The organism is Amycolatopsis sp. cmx-11-51, from assembly GCF_047608665.1.
Taxonomy (GTDB): Bacteria; Actinomycetota; Actinomycetes; order Mycobacteriales; family Pseudonocardiaceae; genus Amycolatopsis.
The window spans coordinates 478,692-501,917 of sequence record NZ_JADNQO010000001.1 but is presented as its reverse complement, the minus strand read 5'-3'; the positions used below and the strand labels follow the sequence as shown (position 1 = coordinate 501,917).

Genomic DNA, 23,226 nt, shown 5'->3' with positions numbered 1-23,226 from the left:
GAGGACCGCCCGGGCCACTCGGACCACTGGGGCCTCCAGGACCACTAGGTCCCCCAGGACCTCCGGGGCCGCCTGGCCCCTGCGGTCCGCCAGGGCCACCGGGACCACCGGGTCCACGAGGAACCCCGGGGCCTCCCTGGCCGCCGGCCGGGCCACCAGGACCATTTGGTCTGCCGGGCCTTGGCGGCGGCCCCGGCGGGCGACCTGGAGGTTGAGACCCCGGAGGGCCGGGCGGACGTGGAGGAGTGGTGACGGACATCCGCGCTTTCTCTTCCCCTCGTGCGTGCTGCGTACCCGGAAAGCCGGTCCCGAGGAACTTGACACTAGCTGGGGTTGGTAGAAACCCCACACCAGACGGTCCCCGTACGGCTATCCTGCGGAACCGTACCGCGACGGGGAGGACTGTAGGTCGAGAATGCCATCAACACCGACTACTAAGTCTCAAGTTCAGGCTTATCAGTTCGTTCTGCGCCGGATGCAATCCGCGCTGGTCCGTCGCGACGCCGTCATGCTCCACGACCCGATGCGCACGCACACGCGCGCCACCATCGTGGGCATCGTGCTGGCCGCGCTGGGCGTACTGGTCTTCGTCATCTGGGGGCTGTTGAGCCCGAAACCCTCCGTTCCGGAGGCGGGCAACATCGTCATCGGCGAACAGTCCGGAACGGTTTACGTCGTTGCGGGGAACCCGAAGAAACTGATTCCGACCTTCAACCTCGCTTCCGCACGGCTGCTGATCATCGCGCAGTCCAAGCAAGGGGCGCAGCAGGCAGGCAGCAAGCCTTCCGGGCCCGCACAGGCCTCCGAAGTGAAGAACCCCACAGTCGTTTCGGACGAACAGCTGAAGAACATTCCCCGCGGTCAGCTCATGGGCATTCCCAACGGCCCGCAGCTGATGCCGACGGAAGGCCAGCGTGTCGCCCCGGACTGGGGTGTGTGCGACGAGGTCATGTACGACCCGACGGTGCCCAGGCCAGATCTCACGAAGACCGAGACGACCGTCTACGCGGGTGTGAAACAGCTCGGAAACCGTGAGCTCGGCCAGAACGAGGCATTGATGGCCAGGGGCGCCAACGGCAGGATCTATCTGATCTACCGGCTGGCGTCGAATCCCAACCTCCCGAACGCGAACGCCGTCAAGGCCGAGATCAAGCCCGACGCCAGTGCCGTCCTCTCCGCGTTGAAGCTGCCCGACCAGCCTCGCGGTATTTCCCAGGGCCTGCTGGACGCGATCCCCGAGGTGCCGGAGCTGAAGCAGCCGGACGTCACGGGCAAGGGCGAGAACCCCAGCTTCGAAATCGAAGGCATGAAGGTTGGTGACGTCTTCTCCACCGAGCAGGCCGAAGGGCGGAAGGACTTCCACCTCATCACGAGGGAAGGGATCCAGTCCATCTCCCCGGCCGTCGCGGACATCGTCCAGACCGGGAAGAACGACGGCAGCACTTCGGTCATGTCCGTGGCGCTGGGCAAGATCCGCAACGTCACGCGGGTGGCCGCCGGGCAGCCGGGCTTCATCGAGCTCGACGCCTACCCCCAGACCGTGCCGACGGTGCTCAACGCGACCCAAGGTTCCCGGGTGTCCTGCCTGAGCTGGTCCATCACCGGCGACGGCAACAGCCGGGACGGTCACACCGCGGTTTTCGTCGACGACAAGCTGCCGAAGGGCAGGAACGCAGACGGTTCCGCGCCCGGGGTCAAGATCGGTACTCCCGGCCCGGTCGGCGCGCCGATCAACAGCTTCTTCATGGAGCCCGGTTTCGCGGCGGTCGTCCAGTCGGCGACCGGCAAGGAGACCTTCGACAAGGGGCCGATCCAGCTGATCTCCGATCGCGGGATCCGCTACGGCATCCCTGACGCTGTCACGGCGGACTCGATCGGGCTCAACAAGCGCGTGCCCGCACCGGAGTCGATCGTCAGGATCCTGCCGGTCGGCGCGTCGCTGAACACGCAGGACGTACTTCGCGCGTTCGACACGGTGCCGATCGACGACAGGGCCGGATCGGTCGCCACGCAGGGGCAGCAGCCTCCGGCGGGAAACTGATCGCGGGAACCTTCGGGGCGGCACAAGCGTCTCAACGCCCAAGCACTGTCGGGTGAGTGGAGGGCGCAGTGGCCGGCCTGAAGATCGACGGCACCGTCGTCGGTGACTACGCGAAGCGGGTCGACGCGGCCGCCGGAGAACTCGAGCTGGCGGCCGCCGAGGTGACCGGAGACGGCATCACTGTCGAATCCCACGGCACGCTGGGGGAGGAGCTGGGCCTCGGCGCGTCTTACGGACGCGCGGCCGAGGCCATCCAGCGTCAGCTGGTGGAAGGCGCGGCCGCGCTGAGGTCGGCGTCGGAGGCCCTCCGCACGGTGACCGCGCGGCACGCCGGGCACGACGACGAGGCCGCCCAGATGATCAAGCACGCCGTGGAGCTCTGAACCGCATGATCGCCGAGTCGGAGAACCCGACCGATTCCATCCCGCACCCGATGGCGTCCGCGCGCCCTGCCGCTCCTGTGGCGGCGCCGAGCGCGTTTAGCCCGCTAAACGCGCCTGGCTCGGCAGGTGAGGACCTCATCGGGGATGCGGAGCCGCATCTCGCCTTTGTTTCGGAGCTGTCCGGCCATCTGGGGCTGATCGATCCGGTCGAGGCCTACCTGACTCCGCTGGCGGGGCGCTGGGAGGACCTGAAGGACGAAGCGGGACGGCTCCGAAAAGCGGCGATGACCGCGGCCACCGTGTCGAAGGAGCTGTCGGAGGACCTCGGCCGTCTCGACGCCGGGTGGTCCGGCAAGGACGCCGATGCGTTCGTCGCGTACATCGGGGACATCAACATCGCGGGCTCCGACGTCGAAGACGCCCTGAACACGCTGGCGGGTTCGCTCGACGAACTGGTGTTGTCGATCCGTCGCATCCTGGCCGACCTCGTCGAAGTCTTGGTCGACACGGCCGAACTGACCTCCGAGACCGCGATGCTGCCGGTCGGTGGCGTCCGGCGGGCGCGAACTCAGCTGGAAGAGGCGCAAGAGTCGGCCAAGGCGCTTTTCGAAGCCGGCCGCGACGTCCTCGAGGGCTTTGTGAGGCTTTGTGACGGGGTGGACGATCCCGATGCTGTTTCGCGGAGCATCGAGATCGCTCACCGGTACCCGCAGGACGAGTTCAAGCTCCATGACGATTCCACGGCGGCGGGTGCGCCGACCGTGGAGAAGGACGCCGCGGAATCGGATTCCAGTGCCGCGTCCGAGGAACAGTCGACTTCGCCGTCCGCGGCCGCCGACCCCGCCGACGGCCGGAAGACCGGGTCGCAGGAACCGCTGATCGAACAAGGACAGGCGCCGATCCCGGAGGTCGCGTCCGTGCAGGCTTCGCCGCCTCAGGGCCAGGCCGCGGCCGGGTCGGGGACGGGGATGATGCCCATGGGGATGGCGCCGATGGGGATGGGCATGGGCGGTGGAGGCCGAGCGGCTCACCAGTCGAAGACACGGCCCACCTCGAAGCCGTCCGATGTGGTCGGCGAGCCTGGCCAGGTCGTCCCGCCCGTGATCGGCGAGGACGACAGCCCGGCGAAACCCGCTCTGAAGCCCAAACCCGCCAAGTAGGTGCCCCACGCGCCCGAGCGACTTTAGCGGCCTAAGTGCGATCTGGACGGCTCGGAGGCGAGTCCAGGGCAGATCGCACTTAGGCCGCTAAAGTCGAGGCCTACGGGGTTTTGCGGCCTGGTGAGGTGGTCGGCCGGTTGCGGCGGACCGAGTGCACCACGAACAGCGTGACGAGCAGCGCCACCAGGCCCCCGCCGGTTCCGGCGAGCGCGACGATCATCGGGGCGGGATCGCGGTCGTTCGCGGGCGGCAGATCCGCGGGCAGCTGGACGGGCTTGGCCTTGTCCGCCTCCGACGGCACGATCGCCGTCAGTGCCGCGATCGGGTCGATGACCCCGAAGCCGACGAAGTTGTCCCGTCCGCCCGGCGCCGCGGGGTGCTGCGCCGTCGCCTTGATCCGGTTCATCACCTCGCGTGCCTGCAGACCTGGGAACTTCGCGCGCACGAGAGCGGCCACGCCGGCGACGTATGGCGCCGCGAAGCTGGTCCCCTGGATGGCACCCGGCTCTCCGTTGCCCTCGATGGTCAGGTTGGCCAGGCTGTTCGAGCCGTCCGCCGGGTCGAGGGAAATGATCTTGGTGCCCGGAGCGGCGACGCTGACCCAAGGTCCGTTGACGCTGAAGTCCGCGACACCACCGGTGTCGTCGATCGCCGCGACGGACAGGACGTCGTCGGCGAACCACGGCGGCGTGACGATCATCTTGGGGGATTTGGGGTCCGGCTGGTCGTTCTGCGGACATTTGTCGCCGACGTTGCCCGCCGCCGCGACGACGACCACGTCACGGTCGACGGCGTAGTTCACCGCCGCCTGAAGCTGCTGCTCGCCCAAGGTGATGCTGCCGGTGGCCGGACGACAGTTGTCGACCGACATGTTGATCACCCGGGAGCCCTTGTCGACGGCCCGGACCACAGCCTGCGCGAGCGTCTTCAGCGTCCCCGCGGTCTTGCCCTGTTCCTGCTGCCGTCCGCCCTTGTCCTGCCCCGGTGCCGTTCCGCCTGCTGCACCGTTTCCCTGTGAGGACGGCGGAAGCTGCGAACTGGGTTTGTTAGACGAAGCAGGCGGAGCGGAGCTGGATGCCGTGCTGGGCGGCGGTTCCGCCTTCTTCTCGGCCTCTTCGTAGTTCTGGCTGGACTGCCGGATCGACAGGATTGTGGCGTCCGGCGCGACCCCCCGGAACCCGATACTCGCGTCGGGCGGGTTCGCGGCGATGATCCCCGCCACCTCGGTGCCGTGGCCGTCACAGTCCTCGAGCCCCGGTGCCTTACCGGCGGGGGTCGCGACGTAGTCGCCCCCGGATTCGACACGTCCGCCGAAGTACGGGTGCGCGCTGACGCCGGTGTCGATCACCGCGACCTTGACGCCCCCACCGACCGACTTGGTGGCGCCACGCATCAGCTGGTGCACCTTTTCGATCTGCAGGTACTCCTGGCCCCACGGGCGGTTCTTGATGTCGACCTGGTCGCCGCCGAGCTTGCTGCGCTGTACGCACTCGGTCTTCTTCTCGTAGGTCTTGTCCGGCTTGCCTTCGTCCGCCGGTTTCTTGCTCCTGTCCACCGGCGGCGGAGTCGCGTAGTAGCCACCGGCGTCCGGCGCGACGCTGCTTTGCTGCGCCCACGCGGGAAGTGCGACCGACGCGGGCGAGAGAACACCGATACCGGCCGCCAGCAGCACCGTTCCGGTACGCCCGGCGAAGCCGAGGTGGCGGACGCGCGTCCCCCTGGACTTCCGCGCTACAGCCATCAGAGCATCATCCGATCGGGTCGTCACTTGAAGTTGAGGTGGCGCAGCGTCGTGTAGAGATCCATGACGCCGAGCGCCAGCGGGAGCACCGTCGCGATGAAGACGGCCTCGAAGATCTCAACCGTCCGCCGCAGCGGCGGCGAGAAGCGCTGGCTCGGGAAGATCACGCCGACCACGAGCGCGCCGGCGCCGATCAGCACCAGCGCACCGAACACGAACAGGACGCGGTTCAGCGGGCTCGCCGACCACATCCAGCCGAGCAGGATGCCCGCGCCCGCCACCATTCCGGTGGTCAGCAGCGCGATGGCCTGCGCGCCGTTCGCGTACGCCCGCGCCCGCAGAAGCAGGACCAGCGTGGCGACCACACCGAGGATCGGGCCGAAGATCGACGGCGACGTCGAGGCGATGATCGCGAACAACGCCGTGGCCGCGCCGCAGCCGGTCAGCAGGCCGGTCATGTACTCGTGGGCGACCGCGGTGCGACGCTCGATGGCGCGGTAGTCCGGGAAGCCCGAGTCTTCCTTGAGTTCCTCGGCGCTGCCGGGAACGTGCGGCGTCGGGAGGGCCGCGAGCTTGATCGTCGCGCGCGGGAGGATCGAGATGCAGGCCAGCGAGAACGCGGTGGCGCCGGCGGCGACACCGGCGATCGGGGTGTCGATGAGCGTCGCGGCCAGGAACGTCAGCGCTGAGATCGTGGCCGTCGTCGCGGCCGCGATGAAGGTGGTGATCCCTTGCCCGATGACGAGGATGCAGACCGCCGCCACGATGATCACGAGGGCGCTCGCGAGCAGCAGGTTCGCCCACAGGGACAGCCCTGGCACGATGTAGAAGCCGCTGACGAAGGCCAGCGGCAGGCCGCCCGTCGCGGCGATCAGGACGCCGGTCGCCTCGGCCTTGTAGGCCTTGGCCAGCGTCGCGCCGATCGCGACGCACGCGATCGCGCCGACACCGCCGGCGATCGCGGCGGCGAGGGCGTTGCCGCCGTAGAACGACCCGCTGGTGAAGAGCGCGAGGGCCGCGAAGAACAGCGCCAGGCCGCCCGCGATGTGCCCGAAACGACGCGCCGTCTCCTTGGTCCACGGACGGAAGCTGTCCGGGGACGACTCGGCGATCGCGTCGACGACGTCGTCGTACAGCGGCGGAGGCGGGTTCTCGTTGCGTTTACGCAGCTGCAGCAGTTCGCCGTCGACGACGCCGAGGGACGCGAGGGTCCGGCTCGGGTCGAGAGGCGCGTCGCCCAGCTTCGCCAGTGCCCAGCCGCCGTGGCGGGCGCCGCCGTCCGGCGTCGCCTCCTTCGCCATTTCCAACAGCATGGGCAGCAGGTCCGCCACCGCGACGTCAGCCGGCAAAGCCACGTCGATCCGGGTGCGTGGCGCGACCACCGTCACCCTGCTGAATACCGTCGTGCCCGTTGCCACTGCCTTCCCCCTGCCCTGAAAGTCTGGTCACCGGGGAACCTATACCGAACCCGGGTGCCCACATCATCGACTGCCGGAAAAAGACCGGCGAAAGTGCGCAGGCGCCCTCCGCGGCCCTCTCACCGGCGGCCGGGCGCGGCGACTTTAGCGGGCAAACTGCGACGCTTAGCGGCCCTAAGCATCCGGGAGGTCTCACGGCCGCCGGATCGCACTTAGGCCGCTAAAGTCGCCGCGCCCTGGTCTGGAGCCCGCGGGTTCGTTGGGGTCTGTCGGTCCGGAGCCCTACACTCCCCGGCATGCGTATGGCCCCGGTCGGGGTCGTTCTCGGCGTTGTCCGGATTTCACCGGTCGCGTTCGATAGGTTGTCTCGCGCACCCGTACGCGCACCAACGGTGGCCGCCATCGTCGAGTTTGAAGAGGGGTCCTTCGATGAGCACGCTGCAGTTCAAGAAGTCACCGCGCCTGGCGGCACCGCGCCCGCCGGGCGGCGAGGTGCATCTCGAACCGCCGCCTGAGGTGCCGCGCACCATCCCGGGCAACATCGTCATGAAGCTGCTTCCCGCGGTGATGATCGTCGCTTCCCTCGGGATGATGGTCTTCATGTTCACCACGGGTGGACGCAATCCCATGATGATGATGATGGGCGGCATGATGGTGCTCAGCACCGTCGGCATGATGGCCGGTGGCGCGGGCAAGGGCGGTGGCGCCAAAAAAGCCGAGATGGACGAGGACCGAAAGGACTATCTGCGTTACCTCGGCCAGATGCGTGACAGGGCCCGTGAGGCCATGGTCGACCAGCGCGCCGCGCTCGAGTGGGTCCACCCCGACCCGCAGACGCTGTGGTCGCTGGCCGCGAGCCGTCGCATGTGGGAACGCCGCCAGAACGACCAGGACTTCCTCCACCTCCGCGTCGGCCGCAGCTCGCACCGTCTCGCGACGCGGCTCGTGCCGCCGCAGACCGGTCCGGTCGACGAACTGGAGCCGATCGCGACGCTGGCCCTGCGCCGGTTCGTGCGCGCGCACTCGATCGTCCCGGATCTGCCGACCCAGATCACCCTCCGCGGATTCGCCGCGGTCAGCATGCAGGGCGACCGCGGCCTCACCCGCGGCCTCACCCGGGCGATGCTTGCTCAGCTGGTCACCTTCCACAGCCCCGACGACGTCCTCATCGCGGTCGCGACGGCGGGCCGCGCCAAGGAGGAGTGGGAGTGGGCGAAGTGGCTGCCGCACGCCCAGCACCCGGCGCTCGCCGACGGTATCGGCCAGCTGCGGATGATGGCGGGCTCCCTCGCGCAGATCGAGGAGTGGCTCGACGAAGAACTCCGTGACCGCCAGCGGTTCTCCCGCAACGCGACGCCCGCCCCGGACCAGCCGCACGTCGTCATCATCGTCGACGACGCCGAGGTCACCCGCGAGGAGCAGATCATCCTCGAAGAGGGTCTGGTCGGCGTCACCCTGATCGATCTTTCCGACTCCATCGGCAACCTCGCGGCCCGCCGCGGCCTGCGGCTGGTCGTCGAGGAAGACCGCCTCGGCGCGCGCAGCGCCGGCGGCGTCGAGTGGTTCGGCCGCCCGGACACGCTCAGCGTCGTCGAGTCCGAAGCGCTGGCACGACTCCTCGCCCCGTACCGCGTCGGCACCGCCGCGCAGGACGCCGCCGAGGAAGAGCCGCTGCTGTCCAACCCCGGTCTGCTCGAGCTGCTGGGCATCCCCGGTGACCCGATGACCTTCGATGTCCAGCAGGCCTGGCGCCCGCGCCCGATGCGGGACCGTTATCGCGTCCCGTTCGGCGTCGGCGAGTACGGCCAGCCGGTCGAGCTGGACATCAAGGAAGCCGCGATGGAGGGCATGGGCCCGCACGGCCTGTGCATCGGGGCGACCGGTTCCGGTAAGTCCGAGTTCCTCCGCACCCTGGTGCTGGGCATGCTCGCCACACACTCGTCGAGCACGTTGAACTTCGTCCTCGTCGACTTCAAGGGTGGTGCGACGTTCATGGGGCTGGACGCCGCGCCGCACGTCTCCGCGGTCATCACCAACCTCGCGGACGAGGTCACGCTGGTCGACCGGATGAAGGACGCGCTGGCCGGTGAAATGAACCGGCGCCAGGAAGCGCTGAAAAACGGCGGCAACTTCAAGAACGTCTGGGAGTACGAGAAAGCGCGCGAGAACGGCGCCGACCTCGACCCGCTGCCCGCGCTCTTCATCGTCTGTGACGAGTTCTCCGAGCTGCTGGCCGCGAAGCCGGACTTCATCGACCTGTTCGTCGCCATCGGACGGCTGGGCCGGTCGCTGCAGATGCACATGCTCCTCGCGTCGCAGCGGTTGGAAGAAGGCAAGCTGCGCGGTCTCGACTCGCACCTTTCCTACCGCATCGGCCTGAAGACCTTCTCCGCCGCGGAATCCCGCGCCGCGATCGGCGTGCCCGACGCGTTCGAGCTGCCGTCCGTGCCCGGTGGCGGTTACCTGAAGTACGACACCTCGACGCTGGTCCGGTTCAAGGCCGCGTACGTCTCGGGCCCGTACCGGCCCGCGGGCATCAAGGCGGCGGGCCCGGTCGCGACCGTGGTCCGCGCGGACAAGCGCCCGCAGCTGTTCGTCCCGGACTTCGTCGAACTGCCGAAAGAGCCGGAGCCGCAGCAGGTCGAGGCCGCGCCGGTCGAGCAGGCCAAGCCGGAGGAGGCCGTCGAGCCCAGCGAGCTCGACGTGGTCGTCTCCCGGCTGATCGGGCAGGGTCCGCCGGCGCACGAGGTGTGGCTGCCGCCGCTGAAGGAACCGAACTCGCTCGACACGCTGCTGCCGAACCTGAACCCCACCGACGACCGCGGTCTGTCCCCGGTCGGGTTCTTCGGCAACGGACGGCTGCAGGTGCCGATGGGTATCGTCGACCGCCCGTACGAGCAGCGTCGTGACCTGCTGTGGGCCGATTTCTCCGGTGCCGCCGGGCACGGTGTGATCGTCGGCGGGCCGCAGTCGGGCAAGTCCACCATGCTCCGGACGCTGATCATGTCCATGTCGCTGACCCACACCCCCGAGGAAGCGCAGTTCTACGCGCTCGACCTCGGTGGCGGTACGTTGGCCGGTCTCCAGGGCCTGCCGCACGTCGGTGGCGTCGCCGTCGCCCGGCGCGAGCCGGACAAGGCCCGCCGGATCGTGGCCGAGCTGACCACCCTGCTCACCGAGCGGGAAGGCCGGTTCGGTGCGATGGGCATCGACTCGATGAACGAGTTCCGCAACCGCAAGCGGCGCGGCGAGATCAAGCCCGAGGATGACGCCTTCGGTGACGCCTTCCTGATCGTCGACAACTGGAAAGCGCTGCGCGACGACTTCGACGAGCTGGAGATCTCGATCACCAAGCTCGCCACCCAGGGTCTTTCCTACGGCGTGCACGTCATCATCGCGGCGAACCGGTGGGCGGACATCCGCCCGGCGATCAAGGACATGATCGGCACCCGGTTCGAGCTCCGCCTCGGTGACCCGAGCGAGTCCGACATCGACCGCCGGGTCGCGGTGAACGTCCCGTCAGGCCGCCCCGGCCGCGGTCTGACCAGGGACAAGCTGCATCTGCTGACCGGTCTTCCGCGCATCGACGGATCGAGCAACCCCGATGACGTCGCCGCCGGTGTCGCCGACGCGGTGGCGAAGATCAAGGGCGCGTGGCGTGGCCGCCCGGCGCCGCAGGTCCGCCTGCTGCCCGAGATGGTCACCTACGACGAGGTGCTCGGCATCGACACCAAGCGCCACACGAAGCTGGTGCCGATCGGCGTCAACGAGGAAGACCTCCAGCCGATCTACCTCGACTTCGCGGCAGACTCGCACTTCTACGCTTTCGCGGACGGGGAGTCGGGCAAGACGAACCTGCTGCGGCAGATCACCCGTGGCATCACCGAGCGGTACACGACGCAGGAAGCGGTCATCATCCTCGTCGACTACCGGCGGACGATGCTCGGTTTCGTCAGCGGAGACCAGCTGCTGGGCTACGCGGTGTCCGCCGCGCAGCTGGACAGCATGGTCAAGGACGTCCACGGGTCGATGACCCGGCGGCTCCCCGGTCCGGACGTGACGCAGGAGCAGCTGAAGACCAGGTCCTGGTGGACCGGTCCGGAGCTGTTCGTCATCGTCGACGACTACGACCTGGTCGCCACGCAGACGAGCAACCCGCTGAAGCCGCTCGCCGAGTTCCTCGCGCAGGCGAAGGACGTCGGTCTGCACGTCATCGCGGTGCGCCGGAGCGGCGGCGCGAGCCGGGCGATGTTCGACCCGATCCTCGGCAAGCTGAAGGAGATCGCGGCGCCCGGTATGGTCATGAACGGCTCGCGTGACGAGGGCAACCTCGTCTCGAACGTGAAGCCGAGCCAGATGCCGCCGGGCCGAGGCAATCTCGTGACCCGGAAGCACGGCAAGCAGCTCATGCAGGTCTCGTGGATCCAGCCGGACTGATCTCCCGCTGAACCAGGTGAGGTCCCGGCTGGGCGAGGGGTGACGACGACGATCTGCGGGAGTGGCTTGTGACTGTGCGGGTAGCGGTGGACTTCGGGACATCGAGCACCTGCGTAGTCGCTTCGATCAACGGCCGCGAGCCTCAGGTCGTCGTGGTGGACGGGCAGCCTCTGATGTCGTCGGCGGTCTACGCCGCGCCGGACGGGACGCTGTTCGTCGGCCAGGAGGCGGAACGGCAGGCGGCGGTGGATCCGTCGCGCTACGAGCCGAACCCGAAGCGCCGGATCGACGAAGGCGACCTGCTGCTTGGCGACAACGTCCTCCGCGTGACCGATGTAGTCCGCGCCGTGTTGAAGCGCGCGGTGACCGAGGCACGCCGGCTCGCCGGTGACGCCGAGGTCGAGCTGCTCGTCCTGACCCATCCCGCCGATTGGGGCGCGACGCGGACCCGTCTGCTCCGGCAGGCCGCGGGCGGTCTCGCGCGCCAGGTCGCCCTCGTGCCGGAGCCGGTGGCCGCGGCGGTCTATCACGCCGCGACCTTCGCCCCGGCCGAGCTCAATTCCGAGCGCACCGTCGAGTTCAGCGGCAGGCCAGGTGACGCCCTCGCGGTGCTGGACCTCGGCGGTGGCACCGTCGACGTCTCCGTGGTCCAGCGCATGCCCGGCAGTCCGGCGGATCGCAGTTTGCCCGCTAAACGCGCCGGGTTCCAGGTGCTGGCCACCCGGGGGGATCCAAGCTTCGGGGGCGCGGACGTCGATCAGGCGCTCCTGGAGCACGTGGGTTCGCTGGTGTCGTCCGTCGACCCGCCGGAATGGCGGAAGCTGGTCGAGGGCCGCGAGCTCACCGACCGGCGCCGCCGCCGTGTCCTGCGACAGGACGTGCGTGGTGCGAAGGAGACGCTGTCCCGGCACGCGTACACCGACGTTCCGATGCCACCGCCGTTCGCCGACGCCCACGTGACCAGGGAGGACCTCGAGCGGCTCATCACGGGCCCCCTCGGACGCGCCGTCGAGCTGACCGTGGCCGCGATCGGCGATTCCGGGCTGCGGCCCAAGCAGCTGACGGCGATCTTCCTCGTGGGCGGGTCGAGCCGGATTCCGATGGTGTCGCGGCTCGTGCACGAGCGGACCGGTGTCGTGCCCACGACGTTGGACCAGCCGGAGACCGTGGTCGCGCGAGGCGCTCTGCGCGCGGTGCTGATCGACCCGGACCGCACGGGTTCGCTGGCAGGCTCAGCTGTCTCCCGCGTCGGCGCGCCCGCCCCCAACGACCGGCGCCCCGAAACCCAGCGCCCCCAGTTCCCTCGCCAGCCCGCCACGCCCCCGCAAAGCGCGTTTAGCCCGCTAAACGCGACGCGGCAGGGGCCGCCGTCGCCCCCGAGGGGACAGCACGGGATCACCACACCGCCACCGTGGCGGCCGGGTGAGCCTCCCCGGGACGCCAAACCCGCCGAGCGGGGCGGCAAGGCCAAGAAGACGCCCTGGATCATCGCCGCGGCCATCGTGGTCGTGGCCGCGGCCATCGGTGGCGTCCTCTTCGCGGTCAACAGCGGGGAGGACGTGCCGGAAGGCCGGACGCTCGCCCAGTACGACTACCGCTTCATCGCGCCGATGGACTGGATACAGACCGACGACCGCGTCGCCAAGCGCCAGGTGGTGATCCATCCGAACGACTCCCTCACCGGGGACGACCTCGTGGTCGCCCAGGAGTTCGTGATGAACTACGACGCGACGGTCGACAGACAGAAACTCGTCGATGAACTCGGGCGCGAGGCGGAGGACGAGCCGGCGCGATACAGCGGCTTCAACGGTTCCGCGAACTACGCCGGTAAAACCGTCATCTACTACCGCGAGACCAAGCCGAGTGCCCGCGTCGACTGGTACGTCGTCGCGCAGGGAAAGATCCGCGTCCACATCGGTTGCCAGTACGGCACCGGATCACCGCTCGAACAGCGGGTGAGCGCGGCCTGCGAGCAGGTCGTCAAAACGATGGCGGTCGTCAACTGAAGGGGGAGGCATATGCCACCCGAACCCGAGACCGCCGCCGAACATTTCGCGCGCACAGGGCGTGACGCGGTCACCTATGCCCGGCAGGTCGCCCGCACGGCCAAAGCGCGGTACGAACGCCGGCGCGGCGAAAACGCGGAACTGGCGAAGCAATTCGGCAAGGGACGGCTCGCGGGCGGTGAGACCGCGCCGACGCCCGCCGTCGTCCGGAACGCCGCCAAGCGGTTCCGCGCGGGCGCCGGTCTTCCGGTTCCCGCTTTGCCCTCGGCGGCAGACTTGGTTCCCTTTCGGCCACAACCGGCGACCAGACGGCCACGGGTGAGTGACGACGACGAGGACTTTTCGCAGTCGCGAATCATGAGCCGCGGCGATTGACCGGCCCCTGTGCACTTGCTAAGTCGCGTGGTGAAAGCGCTTTTCCGTACGGGAATCGCAGTGCGCCCGCCGGGTTCCCGCGTTCGGTTCCCGCCGGGAGCGTTAACGCAAGCAACTACTTGAAACCAACGAGCGACAAGGGGAACCAGACGTGGCAGTGTCTCCGTCGTAGGTCCGTACCAAACGAACTTCACCGAGTACGGATAAACCACGAACGAAGGGGGTAGCTCCCATGGCTGGCGGATTTACCGGGACAGTTGAGCAGTTCACTCAGTCCGAGAAGCGCGTGACCGAGGTTCGCGTTTCGATGGACCAGAACCTGAGCAAGCTTCGCGACAACATCGAGGCCACCCGCGCGGGCTGGACCGGTGACGCGGCGCTCGCGTTCAACAACGTGATGAAGCGCTTCGACGAGGCGGGCCGGGGTCTCAACCAGGCTCTCCAGAACATCGGTGACCTGCTCGAGCAGGCGGGCTCGAAGTACAACGCTTCCGAGCAGCAGCAGCAGGAACTGATCAACTCGGTCAACAAGGGCTTCGGCGTCCTCGGCTGATCTTCTCTCTACCCGTTCACAAACCAAGACTTTCTTGAGCACTGGAGGAAACCATGGGCGAAATTAAGGTCGATTACGCCACGATCCACGCGGCGGCGGACGACTGCACGTCGACCGGCGGTGAGCTGGAGTCCCTGTTCGGACAGCTGAAGAGCGACCTGGCGCCGCTGGTCAACACCTGGGACGGTGACGCGAAGACCGCGTACATGGCCGCTCAGCAGGAGTGGGACACCAAGTTCGACGAGCTCAAGCAGCTCCTCGCGCAGGTCGCCGGCGTGCTGCCGCAGCTGGCCGACGGCTACCAGAGCACGGAGCAGGGCGTCACCGGCCTGTTCTGAGTCTCACGCTCCGAACGAGCAACGGCGGGCAGGCATCTTCGGATGCCGAGCCCGCCGTTTCGTTTGTGTGAAAGAAAAGCCGCGACGGTGTGCCGTCGCGGCTTTCCCGCGCGTCAGTGCGGCGCGCCGACCTCGAACTCCGGGGTGGTGTTCAGCACCCGAACGGTGACCTTCTTCTGCTGCCCCGAAAGGTCGATCGAGCAATCGAACGTGGTGCCGTTCTCCACCGGTTGGCCGGAAGGACATGCCACGTTCTTCACGTCCGGCTCCCCGTAGTGCTCGCTCAGCACACGGGTGACCCCGTCCTGGACCGACTTCTGGTCGAGACTGTCACCCGCGAACGCGCCGAGCAACCAGGCCCCGACGCCGCCCGCGACCACGACGGCCGCGGCGATTCCGCCGATCAGCAACGTCTTCTTCGAAACCTTCGGCTTCTTTTCCGGCTGCGCACCGAAAGCGCCGAGTCCGCCGTAGTGGGAGGACTGGGCGGGCTGGAATCCTCCGCCGTACTGTCCCTGCGGGGGAGGGCCCGGAATCTGTTGCTGTGCTTGCCAATCCTGCTGCGGCGCGGGCTGCTGCTGCCACGCCGTGCCCGGCGCCGAGGCGCCGGTTTGTTGCCAGGGCCCGGAAAACGAACCGGTGACGCCGGGCTGCTGCTGCCACTGTCCCGTGTACGAGCCGGTGCTCGCGGCGTTGGGGTCGTTCTGCTGCCACTGCCCGGAATACGGTCCGGTGGCCTGCTCTTCCTGCTGCTGGTTCCCGGGATTCGCCGGTGGCTGCCACCACTGCTGCGGCTGTTGTGGTTGCTGCGGTCGCTGCGGCTCAGTCATGCCTCAGACGCCTTTCAACTCGTTGAACCGGCGGTTGAAGTCGTCCTTGGCCGCCTTGTCCGGCAGCACGGTGATCTGCGAGGCGTCCGGCAGCCTCGGCAGATCCTGCGTGGTCGCCTTGCCGGTGAAGCGGAAGTCGTAGCGCAGCTCGATCTTGTGTCCGCCGCCCTCGATCTTGGCGTCCATCACGATCTGGTTCAGCGTCCCGTCCGCGTTGAGGGAGACGGTGGTCCGCACCGGGGCCTTCTTCATCTCGTCCGTGATCGCCCCGCTGATCGACGGCGGCAGGATCTCCACCCGCCGTTCGATGAACTTCCCGAACGGGACGTCGGCGGTCAGCTCGATCCGCTTGTCCGGAAGGCTCTTGGCGCCCTTCACGATCTTCCTGTCCGCGTTGTAGGACACGGCGATCGCGTCGGCCATCTTGCAGGCGGTGATGATCCCGACCCACGCGCAGGGAATGGTCAGCCCGGTCTCCGACTTCGGCATCGAAACCCACGCCGTCGGAGCGAGGCTCTTGTACGCGGGCCCGAGGTACGCGTATTCGACGGTCCCGTCACCCGGGGTGTACCAGTCGATGCTGTCGTCCGGGTTCTTCTGCGAGCGCTGGCGGCTGACCCGGCCTTCCGGGGATCCGGTGCGGGCCGAGGAGATCGTGCTGCGGACGTACTTCTCGTCGAAGCGGAAGTAGGCGCCCGATTCACTGGTGACGTCGCGCTGGTCGCCGATGGTGTCCTGCAGCTTGTTCATCGCCGCCTCGAACTTCGTGCCGACGTAGGTCGCCGCGTCGTCGCCCTTCGGCACGGCGGTGCCCGCCCGGGCCTGGCCGCAGGCGGTGGTGAGCGCCAGCACGGCACCCAGCACGCACAAGATGGTCGTTGGCCGTTTGTTCATCGCCGTTCCCCTGATCGAGTCCCCCGCGCGCGGTGCGCGTCCGGATCGTCTCATCCTCTCCCGCGAAGGACGATGCCGTGGGCGGTTCCGCCACACCGGCGGGGTACAGTTGCCACGCGCCCGCCGGGCGCCGGTCCTAGTATGGGACCCCGGACCGACCCCCGCTTCGCAGTAGGGTCGGGCGTGGGGGTATCTTCATATGTCGTTGTGCGCTGCGGCGCGTAAGCGCTAGGCCCGCACAGAACCCACACGCAATGTTGACGACGAGGTAGACCCTTGCCCACGTACAGCCCCAAGCCCGGCGACGTCACTCGTGCCTGGCACGTGATCGACGCCGAGGATGTCGTGCTCGGCCGGCTCGCGACCGAGGTCGCCACGCTGCTGCGCGGCAAGCACAAGCCGACCTTCGCCCCGCACGTGGACACCGGTGACTTCGTCATCATCGTCAACGCCGAGAAGGTCGCGCTCACCGGAAACAAGCGCGAGCAGAAGTTCGCGTACCGGCACAGCGGTTACCCCGGCGGTCTGCGTAAGCGTTCCTTCGGCGAGCTGCTCGACACCAAGCCCGAGCACCTGCTCGAGAAGGTCGTCAAGGGCATGCTCCCGAAGAACAAGCTCGGCCGCGCCCAGGGGAAGAAGCTCAAGGTCTACGCCGGCCCTGAGCACCCGCACGCCGCGCAGCAGCCGCAGGCGCGCGAGATCACCAAGATCGCGCAGGTCGCGCAGTGAGTGAGGAACAGTCTGTGACCAGCACCGAAGAGACCGCGACCGAGGCCACCACCGAGGCCGTCGCGACCACGGAGACCCCCGCTGTCGGCGACGCTGTCGCGACCAGCGAGACCCCGGCCGCCGCGCGTCCGTCGCGTGCCGCCGGTGGCAACGCCCAGACCGTCGGCCGCCGTAAGGAAGCCGTCGTCCGGGTCCGCGTCGTTCCCGGTACCGGTGAGTTCAAGCTCAACGGCCGCACGCTCGCCGAGTACTTCCCGAACAAGGTGCACCAGCAGCTCATCCGTGAGCCGCTGGTGACGGTCGACAAGCCCGACTCGTTCGACATCTTCGCCAACCTGCACGGTGGCGGGATCTCGGGCCAGGCCGGTGCGCTCCGTCTCGCGATCGCCCGTGCGCTCGTCGAGGTCGACGCCGACGACCGCCCGGCACTGAAGAAGGCCGGCTTCCTGACCCGTGACGCCCGCGCCACGGAGCGGAAGAAGTACGGCCTCAAGAAGGCCCGTAAGGCTCCGCAGTACAGCAAGCGCTGATCGCGCCTCTGGCGCAACCCGCGGAAGCGCCCATCCGTCTTTCGGATGGGCGCTTCCGTGTTTCCGGGGTCTCTCGGTCCCGTTTCCCCGTGGTCCCACCTGCCCCATGCGCCCCACCTGTTTCACGTTTAGCCCGCTAAACGCACTTTCTCGGGGCTCGCTAGGTTGTCGTGGTGGTTTCTCAAGGAGGTCGACAGATGGCTCGTCTATTCGGTACCGACGGCGTACGTGGCCTCGCCAACGAGGAGCTGACCCCGGAACTGGCGCTCTCGCTCGCCGCCAGTGCGGCCCGCGTCCTCGCCGCCCACGACCGTTCGCACCGTCCGGTCGCGGTCGTCGGCCGTGACCCGCGGGCCAGCGGCGAGATGCTCGAGGCCGCCGTCGTGGCGGGTCTCACGTCCGCCGGTGCCGACGTGCTCCGTCTCGGCGTCCTCCCGACACCCGCCGTCGCCTACCTGGTCGGCTCACTCGAAGCCGACCTCGGCGTGATGATCTCCGCCTCCCACAACCCCATGCCCGACAACGGCATCAAGCTCTTCGCCGCGGGCGGCCACAAGCTCCCCGACGGGATCGAAGACGAGATCGAGGCCGGTCTCGCCGCTCCCGTCGCCCGCCCGACCGGCATCGGCGTCGGCCGCGTCAAGGACGTCCCCGACGCGGGTGATCGCTACATCCAGCACCTGCTGTCCGCCACCCCGCACCCGCTCGCGGGCCTGCGCGTCGTCGTCGACTGCGCCAACGGCGCGTCCTCCTTCGCCGCCCCCGACGTCTACCGCAAGGCCGGCGCCGAGGTCATCGCGATCCACGCCGACCCGGACGGCGTGAACATCAACGAGCACTGTGGGTCGAATCACCCGGACGCGTTGCGCGCGGCCGTCGTCGAGCACGCCGCCGACCTCGGGATCGCGCACGATGGTGACGCCGACCGCTGTGTCGCGGTCGACGCCGCAGGTGAGCTCATCGACGGCGACCAGATCATGGCCGTCCTCGCGCTCGCCCTCGCCGAGACCGGCGAGCTGACCAAGAACACCCTGGTCGCGACCGTGATGAGCAACCTCGGGCTGCACCTGGCGATGCGCGCGCACGACATCGACCTCGTCACCACCGCGGTCGGCGACCGCTACGTCCTCGCGGAGCTCCGCGCGAGCGGGTTCGCCCTCGGTGGCGAGCAGTCGGGTCACGTCGTCCTTCCCGCGTACGCGACCACCGGCGACGGTCTCCTCACCGCGCTGCGGGTGATGAGCCGCATGGCGGCCACCGGCAAGTCGCTCGCCGACCTCGCCGCCGTCATGAACCGCCTGCCGCAGGTGCTGGTGAACGTGCCCGTGGCGGACAAGGCGGCGGTCGCCGTCTCGGCCGCGGTCCGCGACGCCGTCGATGCCGTCGAGGCCGAACTCGGCGAACAGGGCCGTGTCCTGCTGCGCCCGTCGGGTACCGAGCAACTGGTCCGCGTCATGGTCGAAGCCCCCGCGCACGACACCGCACAGGCGGCCGCGGACCGGCTCGCGGGAGTCGTCTCCTCCGCCTCGTAAGCCCTCTCGCGATCTTCCCGACTGGCTGCGCCCCGGTTACCGGCCCGGTACATTCCGTGTGCGTATACCTAGGGGAGGGTGACGGTGACGGGCAAAGGGCACAAGGTCGATCCGGCGCAGCTGAACGAAGCCGCCAAGGTTCTGCGGGACCTTCCCAAGCAGGCCTGTGAGGGGCCGATCGGGGCGGTCGAGCAGAGCAACGTGAGTTCCGGCAGTTTCGGGCCGGCGCACGGGGACTGCTTCACCGGCTATTCCACGAGCATGCGGCGACTGGCGGAATGCGCGCGCAGCTACGTCGCGGCGTCGGACGAGTTCGGCCGCAAACTCGCGGCGTCCAAGGACCTCTATCAGTCCAATGAGGACGCGAACGCCGCCGAGATGAGGAAGCACTGATGGGTCTCGCAGATGTCGGCGGGGACACCGGTCACGACATTCCCAGCCGTGCCGAAGTCGAAAAGATCCTCAACGACCCGAACATCGATCGCGACACGAAACGCGAACTCGCCCTCAACTACATCGACTACATCGAGGACGAGAGCCCGGAGAGCTGCGGTTTCGCCAGCGAAGCCGACCGGAACGGTTTCCGGGACTACCTCAAGTCAATGAACGGTGACTGGATCACCGAGAGCGACATCAACTCCAATGACGGCTACCTCGAAGATGTCCAAACGGCGTACAAGACCGCGCACGAGAAGTACGACGCGAACCAGGCCGCAGGGCGGCAAGGCGAACGCGACGCGCTGAACAAGGACGCGGCGAAAACGCAGGAAATCGCCGGTCGCGCCACCGAAACCGACCCGGGCTGCGCGAATTCGAACGACATCATGGTCCCCGGCCTGTCCGGGTTCAAGGTCTACGAGATCTTCCATCCGCTCTACGTCCGCGCGCTGAGCTTCGCGGGCGGCGGAGCGGCCATCGCCCTCGGCGAGCTCCAGCGGCTGTATCACGAGCAGGACAACATCCCGTTCACCCTGTTCAAGGCGAGCGCGGACGAACTGACCGCGCTCGGCACGGCCGTTTCCGGTTCTTCGGAGGACGTCTCCGGGAAGCTGGGGAACTCGCTCGGCACCTGGGAAGGCCCTGCGGCCGACCAGGCCCGCGCGTATCAGAAGGCCTACGCGGACAAGAACGGAAAGGTCGCCGAGGCGCTCAAGGCGGCGGGCGACGGACTTCTGCGGACCAACGCCTCGGTGGGCAGGTTCTGTCGTGAGAAGGTCGAGTGGCTGCAGAAGTGGTACACCGACAAGATCGGCGACGCCACGGCGCAGGACATCGAGCGGATCATGCGGATCGCCGGCGGTTCCTGCAGCCAGAACGACATCATCCACTGCATCAAGTTCCTGAGCATCGACGCCAAGAACGCCTTCAACGACGACTTGGGCGACATCGACCAGAGCACCATCGACGAGGTTCTCAAACCTCAGGCGGTGGCCTGGCTGAAGGATGTCTTCCTCGCCTGGTTCGGCAAGCACATCGAAAACTTCCAGCTGGTGTGCGAGAACACCCGCGACGCGATCAACGGCGCGTGGAAGGCGTACGCCGAGTCGGTCGGCAAGGTCGAAGAGAACCCCTACGCGGATCTCGGCAAGACCCCGGAGACAGGCGGCGAAAAGCCGGTGGAAAAGGGCGGTGGCGGCAAGGACACCGGGGGCGGCGGCCCGTCCTCCGGTGGTGGCGGCCCGTCTTCCGGCGGTGGGCAGAAGCCGCCGCCGAGCGCCGTCGAGTACCTGCAGCCGGAAAAGCCCGAAGTACCAGGGCAGGAGAAGAACCCGGTCACGGCCAAGCCGCTCGACATCGACCCGGCGACCGGGGAGCCGTATCCGATCGATCCGCGCACGGGCGAGGCGATCAAGGACCGCACCCAGCCCGAGACGATGACGGTCGAACAGGGTGACCGCAAGATCTCCATGGCCGAACCCGGCGCCGACGAGAAGATGGGCATCTCCGTCCAGGACGGCACCGGTCAGGCCAAGGACTACAGCCTCGACTTCGGCGACAGAAAGGCCACGCCCGGCGCCGACGACGCGGCAGGCGGGCCCGCGCACCGGGACACCGCCGAGCGGCTGGAGAAGCAGTCGGCCTCGCTTCCCCTCGCGAGCCCGGGACAGGTCTACCAGCCGGGCCCCGACGGCAAGATCCACATCGAGGACGGTGGCCTCAAAATCACCGCGGAACGGCCCAGCGGTCCCGGGGGGCCGACGTTGGTCACCGTCGACGACGGATCAGGGCATCCGTCGAAATACGCCTTGGGCGAAAACGAGCCCGCGGGCGGTCGTCACGCGAGTTCGGATCCGGCGGCGGGAAGGCACGCCGCGGACGGTGCCGCGCCGCGGCCGGTCCAAGAGGTCCCGCGTCAGCAGGCCGAGCAGAGCGTTCGCCCGCACGACGCGGTGATGTCCGGCGGTGTCGGCGGCGGGGCACCCGCTCCGGCGCCCGTGGACAGCGATTCCGAATCGACCACCGCCCAGTCGTTGAGCAACCCGTTCGACGGCGACGACAATGGCCTTGGCGACACGTCGGATCCCACCGGATCCGGTGGCGGCGCGTCCGTTCCGTCGCCGCCGTCCGGGCTCGGTGCCGCTCCCGGCGGGGGCGCCCAGGACCCGGCCGCGGCCGGAGCGGGGATGATGGGCGGCATGGGCATGATGGGCGGCGGAGCGGCCGGAGGCGGGCAGGGGTCCGGTGAAGACCAGCAGCGCACGTCCAGCGGATACCGGGTCGACGGCGGCCTGTTCGACACCGCGACGACGACGGGCGGCCGGATCAGCGGGTCGCTCGACGACGACGGCGTCATCGGCTTCCGCTAGCGGGTCAGGGGAGGGGATCAGTGAATCCTGAGGACGATCTCGCCAGACTCCGGCACAAGCTGGCCGGGCTGGAGCGCGAGAACGGCGACCGGATGTACCTGGTCGACAACCGGGCGACCAAGGCGATCGAGGAGACCCAGGCCGCGGGCGACAAGCTCAAGCAAGAGACGAGCGCGGCGCTGGCCGCGCGGCTGGAGCAGAAGCGGCGGGCGGAGGCCGCGGGCGGCTGGGAGACCGAGTCGACCCTCGGTGACAAGGCCGAAGATGACGGCGATTTCGGGTTCGAGGAGGACGAGGCGGAGAACGAGCGCCGCGCCGGATATCGGAGGGCCGAAGAGCCGCCGATCTCGTTCCGGCCGACTCCTGCCTCGCAGGCCCCGCCGCCCCTACCGCCGCCGCCGCCGTCGGCTCCGGTCCCGGTGCCCGAGGAGCGTCCGGCCGGGCGGCATCGGCGGTCGGCCGCACGGGGTGACGACGACGATTTCGCCGAAACCGACTGGCTGGCGACCTGAGCCGTCAGGCTCGCAGCGTCACGATGGCCCGCTCGACGCCGTGGAAGACGGCATGCGTCTTGTACTCCACGTCTTCGGCGACGTGGTCGGGAGTCAGGATCTCGGCAAGAGCGCGAAGGGCCACTTCGCCCTCGGCGACGGCGACTCGCGAGCCGGGGCAGGTGTGCCTGCCGAGGCCGAACGCGAGTTCGGCGTCGGGGCCCAGCGGGATGGCCAGTTTGTCCCCGGTCGTGAAGTCTTTGCCCGCCAAGGAGAACGGCGCGGTCACGCGGCGGGCGGCGAAGCGGGTCGGGGCGATCTCGTGGATCAGACCGCGTACGTCTTCGAGAGCGTCTGGGCGGCGTAAAATTTCAAGGGCGGCGAGGGCGAGGAAGTTCGTGGAGTTCTCGTACGCCGCGTGGGCGAGCATCACCGGCGTGATCATCAGTTCGTCTTCGGTGATCCGGCCTGCTTCGTGCGCTTCGCGGAGCAGCGCCAGCCCGCCGCCTTCGACGGCCGTCGCCTTGAGAAAGAACATCGCGACCCTGAGCGCGGCGGTGTCGGCTCCGCCTGGCCCGCCCGACCAGACGTCCAGGTTCGCGGCGGTCTCCGTAAGGTTCGTCAGCAGCTTCGCGCCAAGCGGCTCGACCGTGCCCAGCACCGCCTTGGTCACCCTGGCCGCCGCCGGCCTGGCGAAGTCGGCCACCAGGTCGAACCGAGCGCGCGACTTTAGCGGGCTAAGCGTGACGCGCAGGTCGGCGAGCACGGCGTCCGGCAGCGGCTCCACCAGGGCGATGACCTCCTTGACGACCGCGCGCAGCCGCCGGTGGTCCGCGCCGTCCATCAGCAGGAGGTTGGGGGTCTCGGCGGCGGCACCGCCTGGGTTCGAGCTGAGCTCGCGGTCGCGCAGGGCCTTGACGCGGTCCGCCGGATCGTCCAGCACGAAGAAGTCGTCCACGTT

At 68.6% G+C, this 23,226-nt stretch carries 19 protein-coding genes; 14 read left to right on the top strand and 5 right to left on the bottom strand.

The features are described 5' to 3' along the window. Positions 1-415: 415 nt before the first annotated feature. The 3 genes from eccB (at position 416) to ACM6LU_RS02400 (ending at position 3,584) form a co-directional block, all read left to right on the top strand. Positions 416-2,041, top strand: coding sequence for a type VII secretion protein EccB (gene eccB, locus ACM6LU_RS02410; protein ID WP_414935918.1), 1,626 nt, complete (start codon positions 416-418; stop codon positions 2,039-2,041). A gap of 68 nt (positions 2,042-2,109) precedes the next feature. Then, positions 2,110-2,424: a hypothetical protein gene (locus ACM6LU_RS02405; protein WP_414935917.1), complete on the top strand. Its 315-nt coding sequence runs from the start codon at positions 2,110-2,112 to the stop codon at positions 2,422-2,424. 5 nt (positions 2,425-2,429) lie between these two features. Then, a complete protein-coding gene (locus ACM6LU_RS02400; RefSeq protein ID WP_414935916.1) occupies positions 2,430-3,584 on the top strand; it encodes a WXG100 family type VII secretion target in 1,155 nt (384 codons plus the stop codon). 100 nt (positions 3,585-3,684) lie between these two features. Here ACM6LU_RS02400 and mycP read toward each other — a convergent pair whose 3' ends face one another. Together mycP and eccD are read right to left on the bottom strand one after the other, a co-directional pair. Further along, positions 3,685-5,325, bottom strand: coding sequence for a type VII secretion-associated serine protease mycosin (gene mycP / locus ACM6LU_RS02395; protein ID WP_414935915.1), 1,641 nt, complete (start codon positions 5,323-5,325; stop codon positions 3,685-3,687). Positions 5,326-5,348: 23 nt separating this feature from the next. Beyond that, positions 5,349-6,713: a type VII secretion integral membrane protein EccD gene (eccD, locus tag ACM6LU_RS02390; RefSeq protein WP_414937063.1), complete on the bottom strand. Its 1,365-nt coding sequence runs from the start codon at positions 6,711-6,713 to the stop codon at positions 5,349-5,351. A 459-nt stretch (positions 6,714-7,172) separates the two neighbouring features. Between eccD and eccCa the strand changes: the two genes are divergently transcribed. The 5 genes from eccCa to ACM6LU_RS02365 all read left to right on the top strand — a co-directional run bounded on the left by eccCa (position 7,173) and on the right by ACM6LU_RS02365 (position 14,452). Beyond that, complete coding sequence (eccCa, locus tag ACM6LU_RS02385) at positions 7,173-11,180, top strand: type VII secretion protein EccCa (RefSeq protein WP_414935914.1); 4,008 nt, start codon at positions 7,173-7,175, stop codon at positions 11,178-11,180. A 68-nt stretch (positions 11,181-11,248) separates the two neighbouring features. Next, positions 11,249-13,186 carry a type VII secretion-associated protein gene (locus ACM6LU_RS02380; protein WP_414935913.1) on the top strand — a complete coding sequence of 646 codons (1,938 nt, stop codon included), beginning with the start codon at positions 11,249-11,251 and terminating at the stop codon, positions 13,184-13,186. Positions 13,187-13,198: 12 nt separating this feature from the next. Next, on the top strand, positions 13,199-13,561 hold the full coding sequence (locus ACM6LU_RS02375; RefSeq protein ID WP_414935912.1) for a hypothetical protein: 363 nt from the start codon (positions 13,199-13,201) through the stop codon (positions 13,559-13,561). Between the two features lie 232 nt (positions 13,562-13,793). Then, positions 13,794-14,114, top strand: a complete 321-nt coding sequence (locus ACM6LU_RS02370) for a WXG100 family type VII secretion target (protein WP_409489773.1) — start codon at positions 13,794-13,796, stop codon at positions 14,112-14,114. 53 nt (positions 14,115-14,167) lie between these two features. Beyond that, a complete protein-coding gene (locus ACM6LU_RS02365; protein ID WP_414935911.1) occupies positions 14,168-14,452 on the top strand; it encodes a WXG100 family type VII secretion target in 285 nt (94 codons plus the stop codon). Between the two features lie 113 nt (positions 14,453-14,565). Here ACM6LU_RS02365 and ACM6LU_RS02360 read toward each other — a convergent pair whose 3' ends face one another. Both ACM6LU_RS02360 and ACM6LU_RS02355 read right to left on the bottom strand, forming a co-directional pair. Further along, positions 14,566-15,282, bottom strand: coding sequence for a DUF4333 domain-containing protein (locus tag ACM6LU_RS02360; protein WP_414935910.1), 717 nt, complete (start codon positions 15,280-15,282; stop codon positions 14,566-14,568). A gap of 3 nt (positions 15,283-15,285) precedes the next feature. Next, a complete protein-coding gene (locus ACM6LU_RS02355; protein WP_414935909.1) occupies positions 15,286-16,176 on the bottom strand; it encodes a hypothetical protein in 891 nt (296 codons plus the stop codon). A gap of 276 nt (positions 16,177-16,452) precedes the next feature. On the opposite strand from ACM6LU_RS02355, the gene rplM reads away from it, so the two are divergent. The 6 genes from rplM to ACM6LU_RS02325 all read left to right on the top strand — a co-directional run bounded on the left by rplM (position 16,453) and on the right by ACM6LU_RS02325 (position 22,286). Beyond that, positions 16,453-16,905: a 50S ribosomal protein L13 gene (gene rplM / locus ACM6LU_RS02350; protein WP_101612195.1), complete on the top strand. Its 453-nt coding sequence runs from the start codon at positions 16,453-16,455 to the stop codon at positions 16,903-16,905. Positions 16,906-16,919: 14 nt separating this feature from the next. Continuing rightward, positions 16,920-17,435 carry a 30S ribosomal protein S9 gene (gene rpsI, locus ACM6LU_RS02345; protein WP_414935908.1) on the top strand — a complete coding sequence of 172 codons (516 nt, stop codon included), beginning with the start codon at positions 16,920-16,922 and terminating at the stop codon, positions 17,433-17,435. A 197-nt stretch (positions 17,436-17,632) separates the two neighbouring features. Further along, positions 17,633-18,967 (top strand): phosphoglucosamine mutase, encoded by a 1,335-nt coding sequence (gene glmM / locus ACM6LU_RS02340; protein ID WP_414935907.1) that lies wholly within the window; start codon positions 17,633-17,635, stop codon positions 18,965-18,967. Between the two features lie 84 nt (positions 18,968-19,051). Then, the gene (locus tag ACM6LU_RS02335; protein ID WP_414935906.1) at positions 19,052-19,360 is read left to right on the top strand and encodes a type VII secretion target; all 309 of its coding nucleotides are present in this window, start codon (positions 19,052-19,054) and stop codon (positions 19,358-19,360) included. Continuing rightward, a complete protein-coding gene (locus ACM6LU_RS02330; RefSeq protein ID WP_414935905.1) occupies positions 19,360-21,774 on the top strand; it encodes a hypothetical protein in 2,415 nt (804 codons plus the stop codon). Before ACM6LU_RS02335 ends, ACM6LU_RS02330 begins: the two co-directional genes overlap by 1 nt. A 20-nt stretch (positions 21,775-21,794) precedes the next feature. Next, the gene (locus ACM6LU_RS02325; protein ID WP_414935904.1) at positions 21,795-22,286 is read left to right on the top strand and encodes a hypothetical protein; all 492 of its coding nucleotides are present in this window, start codon (positions 21,795-21,797) and stop codon (positions 22,284-22,286) included. A gap of 4 nt (positions 22,287-22,290) precedes the next feature. On the opposite strand, the gene ACM6LU_RS02320 is transcribed toward ACM6LU_RS02325, so the two are convergent. After that, a complete protein-coding gene (locus tag ACM6LU_RS02320) occupies positions 22,291-23,223 on the bottom strand; it encodes a cytochrome P450 (protein WP_414935903.1) in 933 nt (310 codons plus the stop codon). Positions 23,224-23,226: the final 3 nt, after the last annotated feature.